Annotated in this window: 17 protein-coding genes and 2 tRNA genes; 14 read left to right on the top strand and 5 right to left on the bottom strand. The window is 64.8% G+C overall.

The features are described from left to right. Position 1 precedes the first annotated feature (1 nt). Together MTX19_RS20345 and MTX19_RS20340 are read right to left on the bottom strand one after the other, a co-directional pair. Positions 2-1,042: a cysteine synthase A gene (locus MTX19_RS20345; RefSeq protein WP_280985436.1), complete on the bottom strand. Its 1,041-nt coding sequence runs from the start codon at positions 1,040-1,042 to the stop codon at positions 2-4. A 1-nt stretch (position 1,043) separates the two neighbouring features. Next, entirely contained in the window at positions 1,044-1,466 is a 423-nt protein-coding gene (locus MTX19_RS20340; protein WP_280979008.1) for a hypothetical protein, read from the bottom strand. 347 nt (positions 1,467-1,813) lie between these two features. Here MTX19_RS20340 and MTX19_RS20335 point away from each other — a divergent pair, with 347 nt between their 5' ends. The 6 genes from MTX19_RS20335 (at position 1,814) to MTX19_RS20310 (ending at position 11,804) form a co-directional block, all read left to right on the top strand. Beyond that, on the top strand, positions 1,814-3,247 hold the full coding sequence (locus MTX19_RS20335; RefSeq protein ID WP_280984843.1) for an efflux transporter outer membrane subunit: 1,434 nt from the start codon (positions 1,814-1,816) through the stop codon (positions 3,245-3,247). Continuing rightward, a complete protein-coding gene (locus MTX19_RS20330; RefSeq protein ID WP_280979007.1) occupies positions 3,237-4,652 on the top strand; it encodes an efflux RND transporter periplasmic adaptor subunit in 1,416 nt (471 codons plus the stop codon). Before MTX19_RS20335 ends, MTX19_RS20330 begins: the two co-directional genes overlap by 11 nt. Further along, positions 4,649-7,777 (top strand): efflux RND transporter permease subunit, encoded by a 3,129-nt coding sequence (locus tag MTX19_RS20325; RefSeq protein ID WP_280979006.1) that lies wholly within the window; start codon positions 4,649-4,651, stop codon positions 7,775-7,777. Before MTX19_RS20330 ends, MTX19_RS20325 begins: the two co-directional genes overlap by 4 nt. Then, positions 7,774-10,860, top strand: coding sequence for an efflux RND transporter permease subunit (locus MTX19_RS20320; protein WP_280985435.1), 3,087 nt, complete (start codon positions 7,774-7,776; stop codon positions 10,858-10,860). Before MTX19_RS20325 ends, MTX19_RS20320 begins: the two co-directional genes overlap by 4 nt. 35 nt (positions 10,861-10,895) lie before the next feature. Further along, positions 10,896-11,627, top strand: coding sequence for a tRNA-uridine aminocarboxypropyltransferase (locus MTX19_RS20315; RefSeq protein ID WP_280979005.1), 732 nt, complete (start codon positions 10,896-10,898; stop codon positions 11,625-11,627). A gap of 103 nt (positions 11,628-11,730) precedes the next feature. Continuing rightward, positions 11,731-11,804, top strand: a tRNA-Cys gene (locus MTX19_RS20310). 43 nt (positions 11,805-11,847) lie between these two features. On the opposite strand, the gene MTX19_RS20305 is transcribed toward MTX19_RS20310, so the two are convergent. Both MTX19_RS20305 and MTX19_RS20300 read right to left on the bottom strand, forming a co-directional pair. Further along, positions 11,848-12,030 (bottom strand): hypothetical protein, encoded by a 183-nt coding sequence (locus MTX19_RS20305; RefSeq protein WP_280979004.1) that lies wholly within the window; start codon positions 12,028-12,030, stop codon positions 11,848-11,850. A gap of 253 nt (positions 12,031-12,283) precedes the next feature. Beyond that, positions 12,284-12,400: a hypothetical protein gene (locus tag MTX19_RS20300; RefSeq protein WP_280979003.1), complete on the bottom strand. Its 117-nt coding sequence runs from the start codon at positions 12,398-12,400 to the stop codon at positions 12,284-12,286. Here MTX19_RS20300 and MTX19_RS20295 point away from each other — a divergent pair. The 7 genes from MTX19_RS20295 (at position 12,399) to MTX19_RS20265 (ending at position 19,851) form a co-directional block, all read left to right on the top strand. Further along, positions 12,399-12,710, top strand: a complete 312-nt coding sequence (locus tag MTX19_RS20295; RefSeq protein ID WP_280979002.1) for an anthrone oxygenase family protein — start codon at positions 12,399-12,401, stop codon at positions 12,708-12,710. The genes MTX19_RS20300 and MTX19_RS20295 overlap by 2 nt on opposite strands. Positions 12,711-12,969: 259 nt before the next feature. Beyond that, a tRNA-Asn gene (locus MTX19_RS20290) sits at positions 12,970-13,044 on the top strand. A 135-nt stretch (positions 13,045-13,179) separates the two neighbouring features. Then, entirely contained in the window at positions 13,180-13,359 is a 180-nt protein-coding gene (locus MTX19_RS20285) for a hypothetical protein (RefSeq protein WP_280979001.1), read from the top strand. 134 nt (positions 13,360-13,493) lie between these two features. Beyond that, a complete protein-coding gene (locus MTX19_RS20280; protein ID WP_280979000.1) occupies positions 13,494-14,159 on the top strand; it encodes a protein-L-isoaspartate O-methyltransferase in 666 nt (221 codons plus the stop codon). 218 nt (positions 14,160-14,377) lie between these two features. Continuing rightward, positions 14,378-15,760, top strand: a complete 1,383-nt coding sequence (locus tag MTX19_RS20275; protein ID WP_280978999.1) for a TolC family outer membrane protein — start codon at positions 14,378-14,380, stop codon at positions 15,758-15,760. A 327-nt stretch (positions 15,761-16,087) separates the two neighbouring features. Next, positions 16,088-16,843, top strand: a complete 756-nt coding sequence (locus MTX19_RS20270; protein ID WP_280978998.1) for a DUF2497 domain-containing protein — start codon at positions 16,088-16,090, stop codon at positions 16,841-16,843. 140 nt (positions 16,844-16,983) lie between these two features. Further along, entirely contained in the window at positions 16,984-19,851 is a 2,868-nt protein-coding gene (locus tag MTX19_RS20265) for a valine--tRNA ligase (RefSeq protein ID WP_280978997.1), read from the top strand. Between the two features lie 21 nt (positions 19,852-19,872). Here the strand turns inward: MTX19_RS20265 and MTX19_RS20260 are convergent, their stop codons facing one another. After that, positions 19,873-20,478 carry a DNA-3-methyladenine glycosylase gene (locus tag MTX19_RS20260; protein WP_280971661.1) on the bottom strand — a complete coding sequence of 202 codons (606 nt, stop codon included), beginning with the start codon at positions 20,476-20,478 and terminating at the stop codon, positions 19,873-19,875. Positions 20,479-20,667: 189 nt separating this feature from the next. Here MTX19_RS20260 and lipA point away from each other — a divergent pair, with 189 nt between their 5' ends. After that, positions 20,668-21,627: a lipoyl synthase gene (gene lipA / locus MTX19_RS20255; protein WP_280978996.1), complete on the top strand. Its 960-nt coding sequence runs from the start codon at positions 20,668-20,670 to the stop codon at positions 21,625-21,627. Positions 21,628-21,688: the final 61 nt, after the last annotated feature.

Raw genomic sequence — 21,688 nt, 5'->3', positions numbered from 1 at the left:
CTCACGTCTTTACGAGCGGCAATTCGACCTTGGAGCGTGTCTCCAGCCATTGCGGGACCGGCAGGTTCTTCGAGCGCATGAAGTCCGGATTGAACAGCTTGGACTGATACCGATTGCCGGAATCGCAGAGGATCGTGACGATGGTCTTGCCGGGGCCGAGCTGCTTGGCAAGCTGGATCGCGCCCGCGATGTTGATGCCGGTTGAGCCGCCCAGGCACAGGCCTTCGTGCTGCAGAAGCTCATAAATGGTTGTCACCGCCTCCTCGTCGGAAACGAGGAACGCGTCGTCAACCTTGGCGGTCTCGACGACCGGCGTCTTGCGCCCAAGACCGATGCCTTCCGTGATCGAGTCGCCCGGCGTCGATTTGACCTGACCATTCTTGAATAGCTCGTACATTGCAAATCCGTGCGGATCGGCACATGCGATCACGATGTCCTTGTTCTTTTCCTTCAGGTAGCGGCTGACGCCGGCGAGCGTGCCGCCGGTGCCGATCGAGCAGATGAAGCCGTCCACCTTGCCGTTGGTCTGCTGCCAGATTTCCGGCCCCGTCGAGTCGTAATGCGCCTTGGGATTGTCGAGGTTGTTCCACTGGTCGGCGAACAGCACGCCATTCGGCTCCGTCTTGCGGAGCTGCTCGGCAAGACGCCGGCCGAGATGCTGATAGTTGTTCGGGTTGGAGAAGGGCAGCGCCGGCGCCTCGACCAGTTCGGCGCCGCATAGCCGCAGCATATCCTTCTTTTCCTGGCTTTGGGTTTCTGGAATGACAATCAGGGTGCGGTAGCCGCGCGCGCTGGCCACGACCGCGAGCCCAATTCCGGTGTTGCCTGCCGTCGACTCGACGACGAGGCCGCCCGGTTTCAGGTCGCCGCGTTTCTCCGCCTCCAGGATCATCCACTTGCCGGCCCGGTCCTTGACCGACTGGCCGGGATTCATGAACTCCGCCTTGCCCAGAATGGTGCAGCCGGTCAGTTCGGAGGCTCGCTGCAGCTTGATAAGGGGGGTATTGCCGATTGCTTCGACGACGTCTTTGTTGAATGCCATGTCAGGGACGATCTTCTACCGGTCGATGTTTTGCTTGCCGCGAACCTAGTGCGCTGATCGCAAAAGGGAAAGGTTTTTGCACTGCGGCGAAGGGGGCCGGATTTACCTCCATCGATCTAAGGCCACGCATGCCCCGGAAAGCGTAGAACGCGCTTTTGCGGCCGTCCCACCTGCTGGCAGAATCTTCTGCGGATCGCGCGTTCGTCATGAGTTTGCGTGCAACCGCATGGGTCATCACTTCGCGATGATCGTCGACCTCGACATCGGCGGGGCGCCGATCATGGCGGCGCTTCCATGGACAGGCGACGATAATCGCGCATTCGCCGACACGTAGATCGGTCACGGCGGCGTGGCGGTGCCGCTCACCCAGGCGCAGACCTCTTGCCGATATCGTCCAATTCAGTGCGTTGCGGATTCGCTGCAACAGGCGCGCAGAAATCCCATGAAATCTTTGTAAGAATCACGATGCCCGCGTGCCGGCACCGATTGCGTGGGAAGGCCGTAAACCCTGGGAAAAGTCGTGGTTTCGGTGGCTTGGAATCACGCCGGATGCGACATCGAGCGGCGGTGGGAGGGCTGTCCGCCCCATCTTCGCAAGGGTAGTATGGAAGCCCGGTTCCATTGAAAGCATCACCCCGTGAATACCCCGCAGACCATCCCTGATCGCGTCGATCGCGCGCCACGGGCGAGGTCTGCGTGGGGCGGAGAACGGGTGTGACCCAGCCTGCTTCCGTGACGGTGCCCGGAGGCCGGCTCGGCCTCGTCGTCCGTCTGCGACGACGGGTAGGGCGCTCATTCGTCGCGCTGGGCCTGGTCGCGAACTCTGCCGGCTGCATCCTGACCCAGGATATCCCCGATCCTCAGCTGGATATCCCGCAAGGCTACAAGGCCGCGCGGCATGGCCGGCCAGACGAAGCGTTGCCGGCGCTCGATTGGTGGCGGGCCTTCCGTTCACCCGAGCTGACGCAGCTGATGGAGGAGGCCCAGGCCGTCAACTTGGACATCGCTGCAGCCATCGCCCGGTTTCGTCTGGCCGACGCGCTGGCGCGACAGGCCGGCGCGGCGCTGCTGCCGACGCTCAACCTCAACGGATCGGAAACCTATTCACGCACCTCCGGCTCCAGTGCCAGCGGCCTCACCAATGGCGGGCGCGAGGTGGTCAACTACAATACCTCGCTGAGCGCGAGCTACCAGCTCGACTTCTGGGGGCAGAACCGCGACGCCGCGCAGGCGGCCGAGGAGACTGCCGTCGCCAACCGGTTCGATCGCGAGGTGACGGCGCTGACGACTCTGACGACCGTCGCCACCGCCTATTTCACGGTGCTGTCGACCCAGGACCGGCTGCGCACCGCCCAGCGCAATATCGCCAGCGCCGAGCGCATCCTGAATGCCATCAAAGAGCGCTTCAAGGCCGGCACCGGCACCGACCTCGACGTCGCGCAGCAGGAGAGCGTGCTCGCCAACCAGCGCGCGCTGGTACCGCCGCTGCGGCAGACGCTCGATCAGAACATCAACGCGCTGGCCGTGCTGGTGTCGCGGCCACCGGAGAGCGTGCGCGTCTCGGGCGGCACGCTCAACGCGGTCGCGATTCCCCGGGTCACGCCGGGGCTGCCGTCGGAATTGCTGACCCAGCGTCCCGACATCCGCAGGCAGGAGGCCCAGCTCGCCTCGGCGACGGCCAATGTCGGCAGCGCACGCGCGCAATTCTTCCCGAGCATCCAGCTGACCGGGCAGGGCGGCTACCAGAGCCAGGCGCTGGTCTCGCTATTCCAACCCCATGCCGCGTTCTTCAGCCTGGTCGGCAGCGCCACCCAGCCGATCTTCGATGGCGGCCGAATCCTCGGCAATTTCGAATACAGCAAGGCCAAGCAGGATGAACTGCTGCAGATCTACCGCAAGACGGTGGTCCAGGCTTTCACCGACGTCGACAACGCGCTGGTCGCGATCCGCGAGACCACACGGAAGCTGCAGCTGCAGCGCGCCGTGTTGTCAGCATCGCGGCGCGCGTTCGATCTGGCCGAGCAGCAGCTCAAGGCCGGGACCGCCGACATCGTAACCGTGCTAAACACACAGCTCACGCTGTTTCAGGCTGAAGATGTCTACTCCCAGGCCCAACTGGCCCGGCTGCTGGCGATCGTGAGCCTGTATCAGGCGCTGGGGGGCGGCTGGGAACCGAAGATGGAAAGACCGGTCGATGCTCTTTAAGCCCGACACGAAAGATGACGAGAAAAGCACGCCGCGCAAGCCAGGCCCGGTCTCGCGCCTGCTCAAGCGCATGGTGTCGCTGATCATCACGCTCGTGATCCTCGGCGGTCTCGGCTATCTCGGCTGGCTCGCCTTGCAGCAGAAGCAGGGCGGCGCCGGCGGCCGTCGTGCAGGCATGCGGCCGGACCTGCCGGTCCCGGTGCTAGCGGCCACGCCGCGTGTGCAGGATGTGCCCGTCTATCTCGACGGCGTCGGCTCGGTGAAGGCGTTGAACACGGTCACCGTGCGCTCGCAGGTCGACGGCAAGCTGATTGCGGTCAAGTTCGTCGAGGGGCAGGACGTCAAGCAGGGCGATGTGCTCGGCGAGATCGACCCCGTGATCTACCAGGCGCAGTACGACCAGGCGGTCGCCAAGAAGGCGCAGGACGAGGCGCTGCTCGCCAACCAGAAGATCGACCTCGCGCGCTATCAGCAGCTCGCCGCCACCAATGCCGGCTCGAAGCAACAGGCCGATACGCAGAAAGCCGTGGTGGCGCAGCAGGAGGCGCTGGTCAGGGCCGACCAGGCCGCGATCGACAACGCGGCGGCAACCCTGAGCTACACCAAGATCATCGCCCCCATTTCAGGCCGGGCCGGCCTGCGCCAGGTCGACCAGGGCAACATCATCCACGCCTCCGACACCACCGGGCTCGTCATCCTGACGCAGCTGCAGCCGATCGCGGTGTGGTTCAGCCTGCCGCAGCAACAGATCACGCGGGTGAACGCGGCAGCGGCCAAGGGCACACTCAGCGTCGATGTGTTCGGCAATGACGGTGTCACGGTGATCGATACCGGCAAGCTGACCGGTATAGACAACCAGGTCGATCCGACCACCGGCACGCTGAAGCTGAAGGCCGAATTCCCCAACGCCAATTACCAGCTCTGGCCCGGCCAGTTCGTCAATGTCCGCCTCAAGGTGGAGACGCTGGCGCAGGCGATCGTGGTGCCGACGTCGGCGGTGCAGCGCGGTCCGGCCGGTACGTTCAGCTATGTGATCGGCACGGATGACATCGTGACCGCGAAGCCGGTCACGGTGACGCAGCAGAACGAGCACGACGCCGTGATTGCGAGCGGCCTGACCACGTCCGACCGCGTCGTGACGACGGGGTTCGCCAATCTGGCCGACGGCTCGAAAGTCATGGTCGGCAAGGACACGCAAGCTCCAACCGCCGATCTGGCGCCACGCAAGCACAGCCGCCATCCCGACGGCAGGGGCGGCGGCCAAGGTCAGGGCAAGAGCGGCGAGCACCATGGCGGCCGGCGCCAGCATAGCGAGGGCGATCAGAAGGGGCAGACAGGGCCGGCTTCGGCGCCATCGTCAGCGGGGGCTGAACAGTCAGGCGGCGCGACGAAGACGCAGCCATGAGCGTCTCCGAACCGTTCATCCGCCGCCCGATCGCGACCTCGCTCCTCGGCATCGCACTGATGATCGGCGGCGCGCTCGGCTACTGGGCGCTGCCGGTCTCCGCGCTGCCGCAGGTCGATTTCCCGACCGTGCAGGTCACCACGCAGCTACCCGGCGCCAGCCCCGACGTCGTCGCCTCGCTGATCACGGCGCCGCTGGAGCGGCAGCTCGGCCAGATCCCGTCGCTGTCGTCGATGAACTCGACGAGCTCGTTCGGCGTCAGCCAGATCTCGCTGCAATTCGATCTCAACCGCGACATCGACGGCGCCACGCAGGACGTGCAGGCGGCGATCAATGCGGCGGCTGGCATTCTGCCGAAGACGCTCCCGTACCCGCCAGTCTACGCCAAGGTGAACCCGGCGGACGCGCCGGTCATGACGCTGGCGCTGACTTCGGACACGATCTCGCTACGGGCGATGAGCGATCTCGCCGACACTATCCTGGGGCAACGGCTGAGCCAGATTGCCGGCGTCGGCCGGGTCCCGATCCTCGGCGGCCTGAAGCCCGCGGTGCGCGTGCAAGCAGATTTGGCCCGGCTCGCGGCCTACGGCATTGCGATGGAGGACCTGCGCAATGCGATCGCGGGCGCCAACGTGTCAGGGCCGAAGGGATCGCTCGACGGCGCCCAGCAATCCTACACCATCGCCGCCAACGACCAGATCACCGCGGCCGATGCCTACAAGCCGATCATCATCGCCTATCGCAATGGATCGCCGGTCACGATCGGCGACGTCGCGCAGATCGTCGACGGGCTGGAGAACGACCGCACCGGCGGTTGGTACCAGGGCACGTCGGCCGTCATCATCGACATTCAGCGCCAGCCCGGCGCCAATGTGATCGAGGTGGTTCGCCAGATCCGCGCCGAGATTCCGCGGATGCAGCGGGCGATCCCGGCCGGCGTCAAATTGACCGTGGTCTCGGACCGTACCGTGACGATCCGCGCGTCAGTGCATGACGTGCAGTTCACGCTGATCCTGAGCGTGGTGCTGGTGACTTTGGTGGTGCTGCTGTTCCTGCGGTCGCTGCGCGCGACCTTGATCGCCGGCGTTGCGCTGCCGCTGTCGCTGATCACGAGCTTCGGCATCATGTATTTCGCCGGCTTCAGCCTCGACAATTTGTCGCTGATGGCGTTGACGATCGGAACCGGCTTCGTGGTCGACGACGCCATCGTCATGATCGAGAACATCGTCCGCCATATGGAAGAGGGCGAAACCGTGATGGAGGCGTCGCTGAAGGGCGCCAGCGAAATCGGCTTCACGGTGATCTCGCTGACGGTGTCGCTGATCGCGGTCTTCATCCCGCTGCTGTTCATGTCCGGCCTGGTCGGCCGCATGTTCCGCGAGTTCGCGCTGACGCTGACGATCGCGGTCGTGACTTCGGCGGTGGTCTCGCTGACGCTGACCCCGATGATGTGCTCGCGGCTGCTCAAGAACATCCACGAGGAGGTCGCGGTTCCGGGCCTTGCCGCGCTCAGCCGCTTCATCGACCGCATGGTGGCCTTCTACCATCGCACGCTGCTCTGGGTGCTGCAGCGCCAGCGCGCGACGCTCGTGGTGACGTTTGCGACGATTGCGCTGACGCTGGTCACGTATGTGCTCGCGCCGAAGGGCTTTCTGCCGCTGCAGGACACGTCCTCGATCACGGCGGTGACCGAGGCTGGCCCCGACGTCTCGTTCGCGGAGATGCAGCGCCGGCAGACCGCGGCCTCCGACATCATCAAGGCGGATCCGGATGTGACCGGCGTCGTCTCGGTGATCGGCGCGGGTTCGGTCAATCCGACCACCAATGTCGGGCGCCTGGTGATGACGCTGAAGCCGCGCGGCCAGCGGCGCGACGACGTGGCGGCGGTAATCGCGCGCCTCAAGCAGAAGGTCGCGACGATCCCCGGCATGACCATCTACTTCCAGCCGGTGCAGGACGTGCAGATCTCGACCCAGTCGAGCCGGTCGCAATATCAATACACGCTGACCGGAACGGACGCAGCAGAGGTATCGAAATGGGCACAACAGCTGGTCGCCGAAATGCGGCGCGATCCGATCTTCCGTGACGTCTCGTCGGAGGCGCAGGACGGCGGCCTGCGCGCGGCGCTCGACATCAACCGCCAGCGCGCCGGGCAGCTCGGCGTCAACCTGCAGGGGGTGACCGACACGCTGAACGACGCCTTCGCGCAGCGGCAGATCTCGACGATCTACGGCCAGGCCAACCAGTACCGCGTCGTGCTCGAGGCGCTGCCGATGTACCAGCGCGATCCGTCGATCCTGGACAAGCTCTATCTGCCCGGCGCCAACGGCGCGCAGGTGCCGCTGTCGGCGGTGGCGACGCTGACCCGGACCACGGCGCCGCTGGCGATCTCGCACCAGGCGCAATTCCCGTCGGTCTCGCTCAGCTTCAACCTGGCGCCGGGCGAGGCGCTGGGCGACGCAGTCACTGCGGTGAAGACGATCGAGACCCGCATCGGGATGCCCGGCAGCATCGTCGGCATCTATTCCGGCGACGCGGCCGAGTTCGCACGGTCGCTTGCCGGACAGCCCTGGCTGATCCTCGCCGCGATCATCACGATCTACATCGTGCTCGGCGTGCTTTACGAGAGCTACATCCACCCGATCACCATCCTGTCGACGCTGCCGTCGGCCGGCGTCGGCGCGATCCTCGCGCTGATGCTGTGCGGACAGGACCTCTCGGTGATCGGCCTGATCGGCATCATCCTGTTGATGGGCATCGTCAAGAAGAACGCGATCATGATGATCGACTTCGCGCTGGAAGCCGAGCGGCATCAGGGCATGTCGTCCTATGACGCGATCGTGCAGGCCTGCCTGTTGCGCTTCCGCCCGATCATGATGACGACGCTGGCCGCGCTGTTCGGCGCGCTGCCGCTCGCGATCGAAAGCGGCACGGGATCGGAGCTGCGCTTCCCGCTCGGCGTCTCGATCATCGGCGGCCTGCTGCTCAGCCAATTGCTGACGCTGTACACCACGCCGGTGATCTATCTCGCGCTCGACCGGCTCAATCGCCGGATCGAGAAGGCGGTGCCGGAGGCAGGTCCGCGCGGTCCGCCGATCGCGGGCGCGACCGAGGGCATGCAGTGATGTCGATCTCGGAGCCTTTCATCCGCAGGCCGGTAGGTACCACGCTGCTTGCGATCGGGCTGTTCCTGGTCGGCATCGTCGCCTACGAGTTCCTGCCGGTCTCCTCGGTTCCGAACGTCGGCTTCCCGATGATCCGGGTGCAGGCAAGCAGGCCCGGCGCCGATCCGTCGGTGATGGCCGCAACGGTGGCGGCGCCGCTTGAGCGCAAGCTCGGCGAGATCGCCGGCATCGATCAGATCACCTCGACAAGCTCGCTGGGCTCGACCAGCATCCAGGTGCAGTTCTCGATCGGCCGCGACATCGACCGCGCGGCGCGCGATGTCCAGGCCGCAATCAACGCGTCGCTGGCCGATTTGCCGAGCGACCTGCCGTCGCTGCCCCGGTTCCGCAAGGCCAATCCGGCGGCGGCGCCCGTCTTCGTGCTGGCGCTGACCTCGAAGACGATCTCGACCAGTGCGATGTACGACGTCGCCGACACGGTGCTGGCGCAGCGCATCTCGCAAGTCCCGGGGGTGGGCGAGGTCACCGTCAGCGGCGCCGACCAGCCGGCCGTTCGCATCTCGCTCAACCCGGTGTCGCTGGCGAACGCCGGGATCTCGACCGACAACGTCCGCACCGCGATCGTCAATGCCAATCCGCTCGGCCCGGTCGGCATCTTCAACGGTGACAGGCTGAGCGAGACGCTGTCGATCAACAAGCAGATGCGGACCGCCGCCGAGTTCCGCGACATCATAATCAAGAGCGCGAACGGCAATTTCGTGCGGCTCTCCGATGTCGCCGAAGTCAAGGACTCCGTCCGTAACGCCCGCTCGATCGCATGGTTCAACAAGCAGCCCGCCGTCCTGATCCAGATCACGAAGCAGGGCGACGCCAACGTGATCGACACCGTCGATCGTGTCCGTGCGCTGATCCCGGAGCTCAAGCAGTGGATCCCGGCCGGGGTCGACATTTCGACGCTGGTCGACCGGACCGGCACGATCCGGGCCAGCGTACTTGACATGCAGCTCACGCTGCTTGCGACCGTTGTGCTCGTGATGGTCGTGGTGTTCGTGTTCCTGCGCCGCGGCGTGCCGACGATCGCCGCCGGCGTCTCGGTCCCGCTGGCGCTGGCCGGCACCTGCGGCGGGATGTGGCTCGCGGGCTTCTCGATCGACAATCTGTCGCTGATGGCGCTGGCGATCTCGGTCGGCTTCGTGGTCGACGACGCCATCGTGATGATCGAGAACATGTACCGCAATCTCGAGCAGGGCATGGCGCCGTTTCCCGCCGCGCTGGAGGGCGCCAAGCAGATCGGATTCACGGTATTGTCGATCTCGCTGTCGCTGATCGCGGCGTTCACGCCGCTGATCTTCATGGATGGGATCGTCGGCCGGCTGCTCCGCGAGTTCTCGCTGACGCTGACCTTTGCGATCGTGGTCTCGACCGTGGTATCGCTGACGGTCACGCCGACGATCTGCGCGCACTACATCAGGGAAGCGACCTCCGACCATGCAACCTGGTACGACCGCGCCATCGAGGGCACACTGTCGCGGGTCGTGGCGTTCTACACCTGGACGCTGCGGATCGTGCTCGGCTACCCCTTGCTGACGATGCTGGTGTTCTGCGCCACCATAGCCTTGACGGTGACGCTCTATATCAAGACGCCGAAGGCCTATTTCCCCACCGACGACAGCGGCTTCGTGATCGGCTCGACCCGTGCGTCCGCCGATATCTCGTTCCAGTCGATGCTCGGTCTGCAGCAGCAGCTTGCGGACATCGTGATGGCCGATCCGGCGGTCGCCGGCATCGGATCGTCAGTCGGCGGCAGCACGTCAAACCGCGGCACCATGTTCATCAGCCTCAAGCCGCCGGAGCAGCGGGACGGCCTGACGACCGAGCAGGTGATCGACCGGCTGCGCCGCAATTTGTTCATGGTGCCGGGCATCCGCCTGTTCATGTTCGCGGCGCAGGACATTCGCACCGGCGGCCGGCAGAGCGATTCCAACTACCAGTACACGCTGTCCTCGACCGACCTCGAACTGCTGCAGAAATGGGCGCCAATCGTGGCCAAGCGTATGGAGACGGTCGAGGGCATCACCGATGTGTCCTCTGACCGTGATCCGGGCGGCCTGCAGCTCAATCTCGTGATCGACCGCAAGATCGCGTCGAGCCTCGGCGTCCGCGTGCAGGACATCGACAACGCGCTCAACAACGCCTTCTCGCAGCGGCAGATCTCGATCGTCTACACCCAGCGCAACCAGTACATGGTGGTGCTGGAGATCGATCCGAAATTCCAGAACGATCCCTCGAGCCTGGAGCGCATCTACGTCGCCGGCGCCAATGGCGTGCAGGTGCCGCTGTCGGCTGTGGTGCACTACCAGAGGGGATTGTCGCCGCTCGCGGTGTACCATTCGGGCGGGCTTCCCTCGACCACGGTGTCGTTCAACCTGCTGCCGGACGTGCCGCTGGAGGTCGCGACGTCAAACATCCAGCAGGCGGTCAACGAGCTGCACATGCCGGAAGGCATCCGCGGCAGCTTCGACGGCAATGCCGGCGATTTCAGAAAGACCAGCGGGCGGCAGCCGCTGCTGATCCTCGGGGCGCTGATCGCGATGTATATCGTACTCGGCGTGCTTTATGAGAGCCTGGCGCATCCGATCACGATCATCTCGACGTTGCCGTCGGCCGGCCTCGGCGCATTGCTGGCGCTGCAGGTCACGAATACGCCGCTGACCGTGATCGCCTTTGTCGGCATCATTCTGTTGATCGGCATTGTGAAGAAGAACGGCATCATGATGGTCGACTTTGCGCTGGAGGCCGAGCGGCATCAGGGGCTGTCGTCGCGGGACGCGATTTTCGAGGCCTGCCGGGCGCGCTTCCGGCCGATCTTGATGACGACGATGGCGGCGCTGTTCGCCGGCATTCCGCTGGTCATCGCCACCGGCCCCGGCACGGAGCTGCGGCGGCCGCTCGGCATCACCATCATCGGCGGCCTGTTCGTCTCCCAGATCCTGACGCTCTATACGACGCCGGTGATCTACCTGTTGATCGACCGGCTGCGCCAGCGCTCAGCACCGTCAGCGGTGCCCGCGCCGGCGGAATAGGTTGAATTGCGTCGTCCCTGGCGTATAGCGAACCCATGTCGGAACCGACCGAAACACACACCGATGTTGCCGCGGAGACGCTCGCGGAGTGCCCGCACTGCGGCAAGCCGCTGCCGCTGTGCATCTGCGACAGCGTCACGCCAATCGAGAGTCGGATCCAGCTCCTGATCCTGCAGCATCCGCAGGAGCAGGACAGGGCGCTCGGCACCGCGCGGCTGACCGCGCGACATTTCAAGAACGCGGTCGTCCGGATCGGGCTCTCCTGGCCGAGTCTGTCGAAGGCACTCGGCCGGCCCGTCGCCGACCCGTCGCGCTGGGCGGTGCTTTATCTCGGCTCTGCCAAGGCCGAGGACCTTGATACCGATGCCGAGATCGTCGCCATCAACCGCAAGGGGGAACTGGAGCAGGACCAGCGCGGCATTCTCGCCGATATCGAGGGCATCGTGCTGCTCGACGGCACCTGGAGCCAGGCCAAGGCGCTGTGGTGGCGGAATGCCTGGATGCTGAAATGCCAGCGGGTGATTCTCGGACCGAAGCGGCCTTCGCGCTATGGCCAACTGCGCCGGGAACCGCGACGGGACGGCCTATCCACCCTCGAGGCGGCGGCAATGCTGCTGGCCGGGCTGGAAAGGCGGCCGGACATTGCCGCGACCCTGATCGCCAGTTTCGAGCGAATGTTGGCGAGATTTCGCGAGGTACAGGCCAAAATGCCGGAATTGGCGCCAAAACCGAAGAAGCGCGACTTCCGCAGGCGGAGGCGAGGCTAGCGTTTTGCGCTCGTACGGACCGCCGCCATTTTGCGTGAAGGCGCGATTGCTGTCCGGCTCGGTTGCCTATCGGAGTGAGGCCGTATATGAGTGCGGCGCGTGGGGCCACGTGGCGGAGTGGTTACGCAACGGTCTGCAAAACCGTGTACACCAGTTCAATTCTGGTCGTGGCCTCCACCCATCTCATCAATAATTTGCGGTCGATAGATGAGACGCTGCCTTAGCTGGCGGCGTACCAGCCCTCGGGGAACGGAATCAGCGGCCAGGGCGCGCTGTTGTCGTTCGCAGCGCGCGGCGGCGGCTGGACGCGGGGCAGGAGCTGAGCCAAGAAATCCTCCTCGGAAACAGGCGCGACGGCCGTTCGCACGGCGTCCAACAACAGGTCAAATTCCACTTCGCTCATCGCGCTCTCCGGGGTTCGAGAGCGCCATGGTCGCAAAACTGTCTTGTGTCTGGATTGAGCCGATCGTTCGAATTTTAGCTAAAGAACGCCTGCGTCCGGCCCAGTTACTAGGTCGCTGCTGCCCCCGCCGGAACTTAGGTTCGGCTGTCCGGGCCTCGTGTGAAAGAAATCACATTTCGAGAAAAACTGTTCGTGTCGTCCCGACGGCCAGGTTGAGCTGGGCCTGCGCGGCCGCGTTCGAGCAATAAGACTGTCAGGCCAGCTTGGAGAGATCGTGCGGTAGCATGGTCTTGAACTGCGCCAACACGCGCTGTGCTTGTTTCGGCGGCAGCGTAATGGCGTGACGCACCGCGGCCGCGATCAGCGTCATGATCAGATTGGAAAAGGCAGAGAGCGTGGCCGGCGCGGTGTTGGCGGTGCTCGCTTGCCTGCGATGGCAGGAGCCCGGCGCGATCGCGATGATCTGCGGCGGGGGGCTCTACGCGGTCGGCATGTTCGCGGTCACGATCGTCTTCAACGTGCCGCTCAACGATCAGCTCGCCGCCGCCGATCCCGCAAGCAGCGCGGCCGCGCCGGTATGGGCGCGCTACCTGACCGAATGGACATTCTGGAATCACGTGCGGACGGCCGCGTCGATCGCGGCGACGGCGCTATTCATCGCGGCCATTGCCGCGCGATAGGTGGTGGGCTTCGCCTCGCGGCCGGGTCCCGCGCACCTGCCGGCGAATCCGGTCCGGCGGGATTTGGCGTTCCCAGAACCTCCCGGGCCCGTCACAACGGGGCAGGAGGGCGCTGAGCATCCCCTGAAGCGGGCCAAATCCTTGCCCCGCAGCGAGTTTACGCTGCTTGTTAAAGTTGGAACGGGAGTGTCATTTGGTGCTTTGCAAGGCCGAAAGGCTTTGTTATACGCTGCCCGCTCGCGAACAGACGTTCGCCTATTCCTCGGTAGCTCAGCGGTAGAGCATTCGACTGTTAATCGAATGGTCGCTGGTTCGAATCCAGCCCGGGGAGCCAGTTCTGGCCCCACCGACAAAGTCCGGATCATCGTTCACAAGCCTGTAGCTCGCTGCGGACAGGCTAAATTAGCCGTCAAATCGACTTAATGGCTGTCGATCGTTCCTCTCGCCGGGTTCTGAGAGGTGATTTTCCATGTCCGAGATCCTGATCGACCTGTCGATGTCCCAGCCGACGCTCGTTCCTGGCGACGTTCCCGACATCAGCGATGATGAGTGCCTGCGCCGATTAGCGAAGGCCATCGAAACGCATGATTCGGAGCATCTCGACGAGGTAGCCCGCCTGATTGGCCGGCTGGCCGTCACCATCGAATAGGCAAGCTCTACAACGCGCCCTGTGGCGCGTTGTGCGCGTCAAGGCGTGTTGCGTTTTGGCGGAGCTTGTTCCAAAAGGTGGCCCTGTTCTAGCTCCTCCAGCGGCAATGCCGCGCGATTTGCAGGGTTCCGCCAATGTCCGGTTTTTCGGCCGCGCGCCAGTATATGGTCGATGGTCAGGTGCGTCCGAGCGACGTCACCGATGAGCGAATCCTCGATGCCATGCTGACGGTGCCGCGCGAGGTCTTCGTTCCGGCCGACAAGCAGGCGCTGGCCTATCTGGACCTCGATCTGGACGTCGCCGAGAAGGGGGCGGTCAAGCGCTACCTGATCAAGCCGGCGCTGCTTGCCAAGATGCTGCAGGCGGCCGACATCAAGAATACCGATCGCGTGCTGATCGTTGGCTGCGCGACCGGGTATGCCGCCGCGGTGGTGGCGCGCTTTGCCGCCCAGGTGAGCGCGAGCGAGAGCGATTCGGCCCTTGCGGCGAAGGCGACTGCAGCACTGGTCCAACTCGGCATCCAGAATGCGACCGTGACCGCCGCGGCCGCGGCCGACGGTGATAGCGCCGGCGCGCCGTTCGACGTGATCGTTCTCAATGGCGCCACCGAGGTTGTCCCGACCGGCCTTTATGCCCAGCTCAAGGAAGGCGGCCGTCTGGTTGGGGTCTTCGCCCTGTCGCAGCCGCCCCGGGCCAGCCTCGTGACCCATTCCCACGGCGACTATGGACACCGCGAGCTGTTCGACGGCACGGCCCCCGTTTTGCCCGGATTTGAGCGGCTTCCCGCGTTTGTCTTCTGAGCGCCTCCATCCCTACCGCGCTGCAGCATCTGATAAATCCCATTCTGAATCAGAAGTGTGGCCCGTTTGCCCCACGTGAAGAGTTTCCGCCTCGTTTCGTTGCAGGGGAGTTCCGTTGCTCTTAGCAGCGGACTAAGGTGAGGCGGGACTCACTTCGTCTGAAGCGACGCTAGGCCCATGGGCATGATGGGGCGGCGATACATGAATGGAACTTGGGGATGCGAGGGGTGAAGGTTGCCACCGCGGCTGCGATTGCGGTCCTACTGTCGGCGGAGTTGGGCCCAGTGCCCGCCTTGGCCGATACAATCGAGGCCGCGCTGGTGCGAGCCTATCAGAACAATCCCCAGCTCAACGCCCAGCGCGCATTGGTGCGATCGACGGACGAAAACGTTCCACAGGCGCTCTCGGGCTACCGCCCGAAGGTCTCGCTAACCGCGAGCGCCGGGTATCAATACACGGACGAGCAGTTGTCGAAGGACACTCCCGCGATCCATGGCACGACCGTTCCGCGCAGCGTGGGTCTCACGGTCAACCAGTCGCTGTTCAACCCGCAGACCGCTCCCCGGGTGCGCGCGGCGGAAAGCCAGGTATCGTCGGCGCGCGAGGGCTTGCGCGTGCTGGAGCAGACCGTGATGCTGCAGGCGGCCACGATCTACATGGACTATCTTCGCGATTCCGCGATCGTGGAGGTCCAGCGCAGCAACACCCGCGTGCTCGAGCAGACGCTGAAGCAAACCCAGGACCGCTTCAACGTGGGTGAGGTGACGCGCACCGACGTCGCACAATCCGAGGCGCAGCTCGCCGCCGGCAGGACCCAGCAGCTCACCGCGGAATCGAACCTCACCACAACGCGATCGAACTTCCGCCGGATCATCGGCAACGAGCCGGAGAATCTCGCGCCGGGGTCGCCGGTTGATCGTTTCCTGCCTTCGACGTTGGCCGCGGCCGTTGAATTGAGCCTGACCCAGAACCCGAGCGTGACCGCAGCGATGTACGGGGTCGACGTTAACTTCCTGCAGGTCAAGATCAATGAGGGCGCGCTGTACCCGTCAGTCTCGCTGCAGGCCTCGGTGAACCAGGCCTTCGAGCAGCAGTTGACAATCAATCGTGTGTTCAACGCCGCGGCCAACGTCCAGTTGTCGGTGCCGATCTATCAGGGTGGCGCCGAGTATTCGCTGATCCGGCAGTCCAAGGAATCGCTTGCGCAGCAGCGTCAGGTTCTGGAGCAGACGCGGAACCAGGCGCGCGCCGACGTCGTCACCGCATGGGGCCAGCTGCTCGCCGGCAAGTCGCAGGTGGCGTCGGCACAGGCGCAGGTGACGGCATCGGAGATCGCGCTCAACGGCGTGCGCGAGGAGGCCAAGGCCGGCCAGCGCACCACGCTCGACGTGCTTAACGCGCAGCAGGCCCTCGTCAACGCCCGCAACGCGCTGGTGACGGCGCAGCACGATCGCGTCGTCGCCTCCTACAACGTGCTGAACGCGATCGGCCGGCTGTCCCCGCAAGTGATGGGCCTGAAGACCAACGTCTACGATCCCAGCGTGCACTACCAGCAGGTGCGTGACAGCTGGGCCGGCGTTCGCACGCCGGATGGCCGCTAACCGCCACATCAACGTCGCCTGACGCGCCTAGTTTGTGGTTCTGAATCAATCAGGACCACAAACGGGCGCGTTTGCTTGCAATCGATAAATGCCCTGACATACCGTTTTGTCGGGCAGCAGGGCGATTCGCGGCGAGGCTGGCGGCATGGGTGGCCGACGACGGTGTCTCGGCGAGTTGCGCCTTGCGCGACACGAGCCTGTGCGAAGCCTCGGGCGGGCTTGATCTGGGGACAAGTCGGGCGTGAGCGACGAAAATCTCGGCCTGCAAAATCGGAACCAGCGAATCCTCCGGGGCTGATGTAAAATGGTTTCGATGTGGAGTTGGCAATGACGCAACCTGCGAAGGTCCAAGAGCCCTCGATGGAGGAGATTCTGGCGTCGATCCGTCGCATCATTGCCGACGACGAGGCGAAGCCGGCCGCTGCCGAGAAACCTGTCGCTGTCGAGAAGCCGGCTGCCGCCGCGCCACCGCCCAAGGTCGAGCCGCCACCACAGGGCACCCCCGCAATGAAGAGCCCTCCGCCAGCGCCGCCTACCGCCGCGAAGGCGGCCGCGCCGACTCCAAAGCCGGCGCCAGCAGCGCCGCCACCGGCGGCCAGCAACAGTCAGGACGATATCGATTCCCTCTTGGCCAGCCTCGATGAGGCGACGCCGCCGTCGGAGATCAGGCCGCCTCAGCCGGATGCTGACGTGTTCGAGCTCACCGATGACATGGCGCTGCCCGATGCAGCACCCGCTCCGGAAGCGGCCCCGTCGTTCCACAAGGTCGAGCCGCAGGACGATGTCGAATTCGCGGAAGCCTCCGCGCGGAGGCGGCCGCCGGCCCAAGAACCGGTTCGAGAGCCGCCGCCGATCGACACCGCGTCGATGCAGCCGATTCTCTCCGGAACCACGATGCGGGCGGTCGAATCCGCCTTCAATTCGCTGGCCAATACCGTGCTCAGCAACAATGCACGTACACTCGAGGATCTGGTCAAGGAGATGCTGCGGCCGATGCTGAAGGCCTGGCTGGACGACAACCTGCCGGGGCTGGTCGAGCGCATCGTCAAGGCCGAGATCGAGCGGGTATCCCGCGGACGATAGCCCCCGGTCCGCCGCGGGGACTTGCGGCCCTCATTCAGCCACCCAAAGTTGGCCTAATCGCCGTTTCTGCACGCCGGCCCGGTTGACTTGGTGCGTTGGGGCGGCTTTCTAGCCGTTTCCATGGTCAAAATCGCATTGTCATGATCGAGAAAAACTACCAGCCCGCCGATATCGAGCGCCGGATGTCCCAGATCTGGGAGGGGAGCGGTGCGTTCAAGGCCGGACGGCCCGAGCGTAAGGACGCTACGCCTTTCACCATCGTGATCCCGCCGCCGAATGTGACCGGCTCACTGCACATGGGGCACGCCCTCAACAACACGCTGCAGGACATCCTGTGCCGTTTCGAGCGGATGCGCGGACGTGACGTGCTGTGGCAGCCCGGTACCGACCATGCGGGCATCGCCACCCAGATGGTGGTCGAGCGGCAATTGATGGAGCGGCAGGAGCCCGGCCGGCGTGAGATGGGCCGCGCCAAGTTCCTCGAGCGGGTCTGGCAGTGGAAGGCCGAAAGCGGCGGCACCATCGTCAACCAGCTGAAACGCCTGGGCGCGTCCTGCGACTGGTCGCGCGAGCGGTTCACGATGGACGAGGGCCTGTCGCGCGCCGTCGTCAAGGTGTTCGTCGAATTGCACCGCCAGGGGCTGATCTACAAGGACAAGCGTCTCGTCAATTGGGACCCGAAGCTGCTGACCGCGATCTCCGATCTCGAGGTGCAGCAGGTCGAGGTCAAGGGCAGCCTCTGGTACCTGCGTTATCCGATCGAGGGGCGGACGTTCAGCCCTGATGATCCCAAGTCGTTCATCGTGGTCGCGACCACGCGTCCCGAAACCATGCTCGGCGACACTGCGGTCGCGGTGCATCCGGACGATGAGCGCTACACTGATCTGGTCGGCCAGCACGTCATCCTGCCGCTGGTCGGGCGCAGGATTCCGATCGTCGCCGACGACTATTCCGACCCGGAGAAGGGCTCGGGTGCGGTCAAGGTGACGCCGGCGCACGACTTCAACGACTTCGAGATCGGCAAGCGTCACGGCCTGCCGCAGATCAGTGTGCTCGACCAGGAGGGCAGCCTCAACCTCGTCGGCAACGAGGACTATCTGCGCGGCCTGCCGGAGGGCGCCTCGGAATTCGCCGTGGAGTTTCATCAGATCGAGCGCTTCGCGGCGCGCAAGAAGATGGTGACGCGGCTGGACGAGTTCGGCTTCCTCGAACGGATCGAGCCGAACACCCACATGGTGCCGCACGGCGACCGCTCCGGCGTCGTGATCGAGCCTTATCTGACCGACCAGTGGTATGTCGACGCCAAGACGCTGGCGCAGCCGGCGATGGCGGCGGTGCGTTCGGGCGAAACCACTTTCGTGCCGAGGAACTGGGAAAAAACCTATTTCGAGTGGATGGAGAACATCCAGCCCTGGTGCATCTCGCGCCAGCTCTGGTGGGGTCACCAAATTCCCGCGTGGTATGGGCCCGACGGCAAGGCGTTCGTCGCCGAGACTGAGGAAGAGGCGGTCGGCAACGCGCTCGGCTACTATGTCGAGCAGGAGGTCATCACGGCGGAGCAGGGCCACGAGATGGCGCTCGACCCCGCCAAGCGCGAGGGCTTCATCACGCGCGACGAAGACGTGCTCGACACCTGGTTCTCGTCCGCGCTGTGGCCGTTCTCGACTTTGGGCTGGCCGGACGACACGGCGGAGGTGAAGCGCTATTACCCGACCAACGCGCTGGTCACTGGCTTCGACATCATCTTCTTCTGGGTCGCGCGGATGATGATGATGGGCCTCCACTTCATGAAGGAGGCGCCGTTCTCGACCGTCTACATCCACCGTCTCGTCCGCGACGAGAAGGGCGCGAAGATGTCGAAGTCGAAGGGTAACGTTATCGACCCGCTCGGCGTGATCGACGAATACGGCGCCGACGCGCTGCGCTTCGCGCTGACGCGCGAGGCCGCCCAGGGCCACGACATTCGCCTGTCGCCGCATCTCGTCGAGACCAACCGCAACTTCGCGACCAAGTTCTGGAACGCTTGCCGCTTCGCCGAGATGAACGAGTGCGCCAAGCCGGACGGCTTCGATCCGAAGGGCGCCAAGGAGACCCTGAACCGCTGGATCGCGCACGAGACCTCGCGCGTCACCCGCGAGGTGACCGAGGCGATCCAGGGCTATCGCTTCAACGACGCGGCGGGCGCGATCTACCGCTTCGTGTGGAACGTGTTCTGCGATTGGTATCTCGAATTGGCAAAGCCCGTGCTGATGGGCGAGGAGGGCGCGGCGAAGGCCGAGACCCGCGCCATGATCGCCTGGACGCGCGACGAGATCCTCAAGCTGCTGCATCCGTTCATGCCGTTCATCACCGAGGAGCTGTGGGCCGTGACAGCCAAGCGCGACGGCCTGCTGGTGCTGGAAGCCTGGCCGCGCAAGGCGACGGCGCTGAGCGGCGAAGAGCTGGCGGCGATGGCAATGGCCGGGCCGAATGGCGAGATCATTCCGCCCGTCATTGCAACGCTCGATGCCGACGACTTCAGCGATCCCGCGGCGGAGGCCGAGATCGGCTGGGTGGTCGACCTCGTCACCGCGATGCGTTCGGTGAAGGCGGAGATGAACATCCCGCCGTCGACGCTGACGCCGTTGGTGATAGCAGGAGCCTCCGACGAGACGCGCGATCGCGCGCAGCGCTGGAACGACACCATCAAGCGCCTGGCGCGGCTGTCCGATGTCTCCTTCGCGGATCGTCCGCCGGAAGGCGCGGTGCAGCTTCTCGTCCGCGGCGAAGTGGTGGCGCTGCCGCTGAAGGGCGTGATCGATTTCGTCGCTGAGCGGGCGCGGCTGGAGAAGGAACTCGGCAAGGCCGACGCCGACATCAAGCGCGTGGATGCAAAGCTCTCCAACGAGAAGTTCGTTGCCAACGCACCGGAGGAGCTTGTCGAGGAAGAGAAGGAAAAGCGCGAGGCTGCACTGGAGCGCAAGGCCAAGATCCTCGAAGCGCTGGAGCGGTTGAAGCGAGCCTCGTAAGCGCCACGCAAACTGTGGCGCTTAAAACGGCTTGCTGAGGAACTTCGATCCCTTCACCCCGTAGCGCCAGGGCAGGTCGACCGCCTTGGTGATGCCGATCCGCACCCCTGCGGCAATCTCAGGCGTGTCGGTGCGGGCATGGAGCGCGATCGGGGGCCGGTCGAGTGGCAATTCGCTGTGCGCGATGGTGATGCCGAGCGCCTCGCAGAGCTTGCCGGGTCCGGAGCACAGGGTGCGCACGTCATCCAGGCCGCGCCGGCGCCGCATCGCCGCGATCCCGTGGGTCGGCTCGAGTGCGCGGATCAACACGGCGCTGGCAGAGCCGGCCTCCTCGCAGACGAAGTTCACGCACCAGTGGATGCCATAGGAGCGGTAGACGTAAGAGAAGCCCGGTGGACCGAACATCACCTGGTTGCGCGGGGTCGGCCCCCGGTAAGAGTGCGCGGCGGGATCGGTGTGATGATAGGCCTCGACCTCGACAATGATGCCGCCGACGCCGTCGATCAGGAACGTGGCGCCGATCAGGTCGGGTGCGACCTCATGCACGCTGCGGTCAAAGAAAGCCCGTTTCAGCGGCTTGCCGAGGCGCGGCGCCGTCGCTCTGGTCGATCGGGGTTTTTGAGCCATTTTCAGGTGGGAATCGGGGCGGAACGGACCGGAAGACTGCCAATATATTGGGCGGTCTGCTAGGGTCGCGTGGGCCGGGTTGCGAGCCGCGCCGACACGGATTAGCTAAGTTTTTTTGAGTGAGCAGGATCTCCGGAAAGCCGGTCTCCACTTGTTCGGATCATGCGCTCTCGCGACTTGCAGGCATCTATGGTCACCATCGTCGACACAATTTCAGGCACTCCAGTCCGCCCGCGGCACCCCGAAAAGGTGAACCGGCCGGACGCCGTGTCGCCACCGAAGCCGGACTGGATCCGCGTCCGCGCGCCAAACACGCGCGGCTATGCCGATACGCGCCGGATCGTGAAGGAGAACGGCCTCGTCACGGTTTGCGAGGAGGCGGGCTGCCCGAATATCGGCGAGTGCTGGGACAAGAAGCACGCCACCTTCATGATCATGGGGGATACCTGCACGCGGGCGTGCGCGTTCTGTAACGTCAAGACCGGCATGCCCGTCGCGCTCGAGACGAATGAGCCCGAGTACGTTGCGGAAGCGACCTCCAAGCTCGGCCTGAGCCATGTCGTGGTCACCTCGGTCGACCGCGACGATCTCGCCGACGGCGGCGCCGAGCACTTTGCGAAGACCATCCGTGCGATCCGTGCGCGCTGCCCGACGACCACGATCGAGATCCTGACACCCGATTTTCTGCGCAAGGACGGCGCGCTGGAGAGCGTGGTCGCGGCTAAGCCCGACGTGTTCAATCACAATTTGGAAACGGTGCCGTCGCGCTACCTGACCGTTCGTCCGGGCGCGCGCTATTTCCATTCGATCCGGCTGCTGCAGCGGGTCAAGGAAATGGATCCGACCATTTTCACCAAGTCGGGCATCATGGTTGGGCTCGGCGAGGAGCGCCACGAAGTGCTGCAGGTGATGGACGATCTGCGCTCGGCTGACGTCGATTTCCTGACCATCGGCCAGTATCTGCAGCCGACCCGCAAGCATCATGCCGTGATGCGCTATGTAACGCCGGACGAATTCGCGGGCTATGAGCGCGTCGCCTACACCAAGGGGTTCCTGATGGTCTCGGCGAGCCCGCTGACCCGCTCGTCGCATCATGCCGGCGAGGATTTTGCGAAACTGCAGGCGGCGCGCGTGGCCCGCGGCCGCTAAATACTAGACAGCGCTGACATCGTCATCGCGTTCCATCGTTTCATCGAGCACGATCTTCCGG

It is taken from the genome of Bradyrhizobium sp. ISRA464 (assembly GCF_029910095.1).
In the GTDB taxonomy this organism is placed as follows: domain Bacteria; phylum Pseudomonadota; class Alphaproteobacteria; order Rhizobiales; family Xanthobacteraceae; genus Bradyrhizobium.
This window is presented reverse-complemented; position numbering and strand designations above follow the sequence as displayed.

Bases quoted from the DNA above. Each gene is read 5' to 3' on its own strand.
- MTX19_RS20265 (WP_280978997.1), top strand. From the start codon at position 16,984: ATGATCGAGAAAAACTACCAGCCCGCCGATATCGAGCGCCGGATGTCC.
- MTX19_RS20260 (WP_280971661.1), bottom strand. From the start codon at position 20,478: ATGGCTCAAAAACCCCGATCGACCAGAGCGACGGCGCCGCGCCTCGGC.
- MTX19_RS20330 (WP_280979007.1), top strand. From the start codon at position 3,237: ATGCTCTTTAAGCCCGACACGAAAGATGACGAGAAAAGCACGCCGCGC.
- MTX19_RS20285 (WP_280979001.1), top strand. From the start codon at position 13,180: ATGTCCGAGATCCTGATCGACCTGTCGATGTCCCAGCCGACGCTCGTT.
- MTX19_RS20275 (WP_280978999.1), top strand. From the start codon at position 14,378: ATGCGAGGGGTGAAGGTTGCCACCGCGGCTGCGATTGCGGTCCTACTG.
- MTX19_RS20345 (WP_280985436.1), bottom strand. From the start codon at position 1,042: ATGGCATTCAACAAAGACGTCGTCGAAGCAATCGGCAATACCCCCCTT.
- MTX19_RS20325 (WP_280979006.1), top strand. From the start codon at position 4,649: ATGAGCGTCTCCGAACCGTTCATCCGCCGCCCGATCGCGACCTCGCTC.
- MTX19_RS20280 (WP_280979000.1), top strand. From the start codon at position 13,494: ATGTCCGGTTTTTCGGCCGCGCGCCAGTATATGGTCGATGGTCAGGTG.
- MTX19_RS20270 (WP_280978998.1), top strand. From the start codon at position 16,088: ATGACGCAACCTGCGAAGGTCCAAGAGCCCTCGATGGAGGAGATTCTG.
- MTX19_RS20300 (WP_280979003.1), bottom strand. From the start codon at position 12,400: ATGACGCTGATCGCGGCCGCGGTGCGTCACGCCATTACGCTGCCGCCG.
- MTX19_RS20305 (WP_280979004.1), bottom strand. From the start codon at position 12,030: ATGAGCGAAGTGGAATTTGACCTGTTGTTGGACGCCGTGCGAACGGCC.
- MTX19_RS20315 (WP_280979005.1), top strand. From the start codon at position 10,896: ATGTCGGAACCGACCGAAACACACACCGATGTTGCCGCGGAGACGCTC.
- lipA (WP_280978996.1), top strand. From the start codon at position 20,668: ATGGTCACCATCGTCGACACAATTTCAGGCACTCCAGTCCGCCCGCGG.
- MTX19_RS20295 (WP_280979002.1), top strand. From the start codon at position 12,399: ATGATCAGATTGGAAAAGGCAGAGAGCGTGGCCGGCGCGGTGTTGGCG.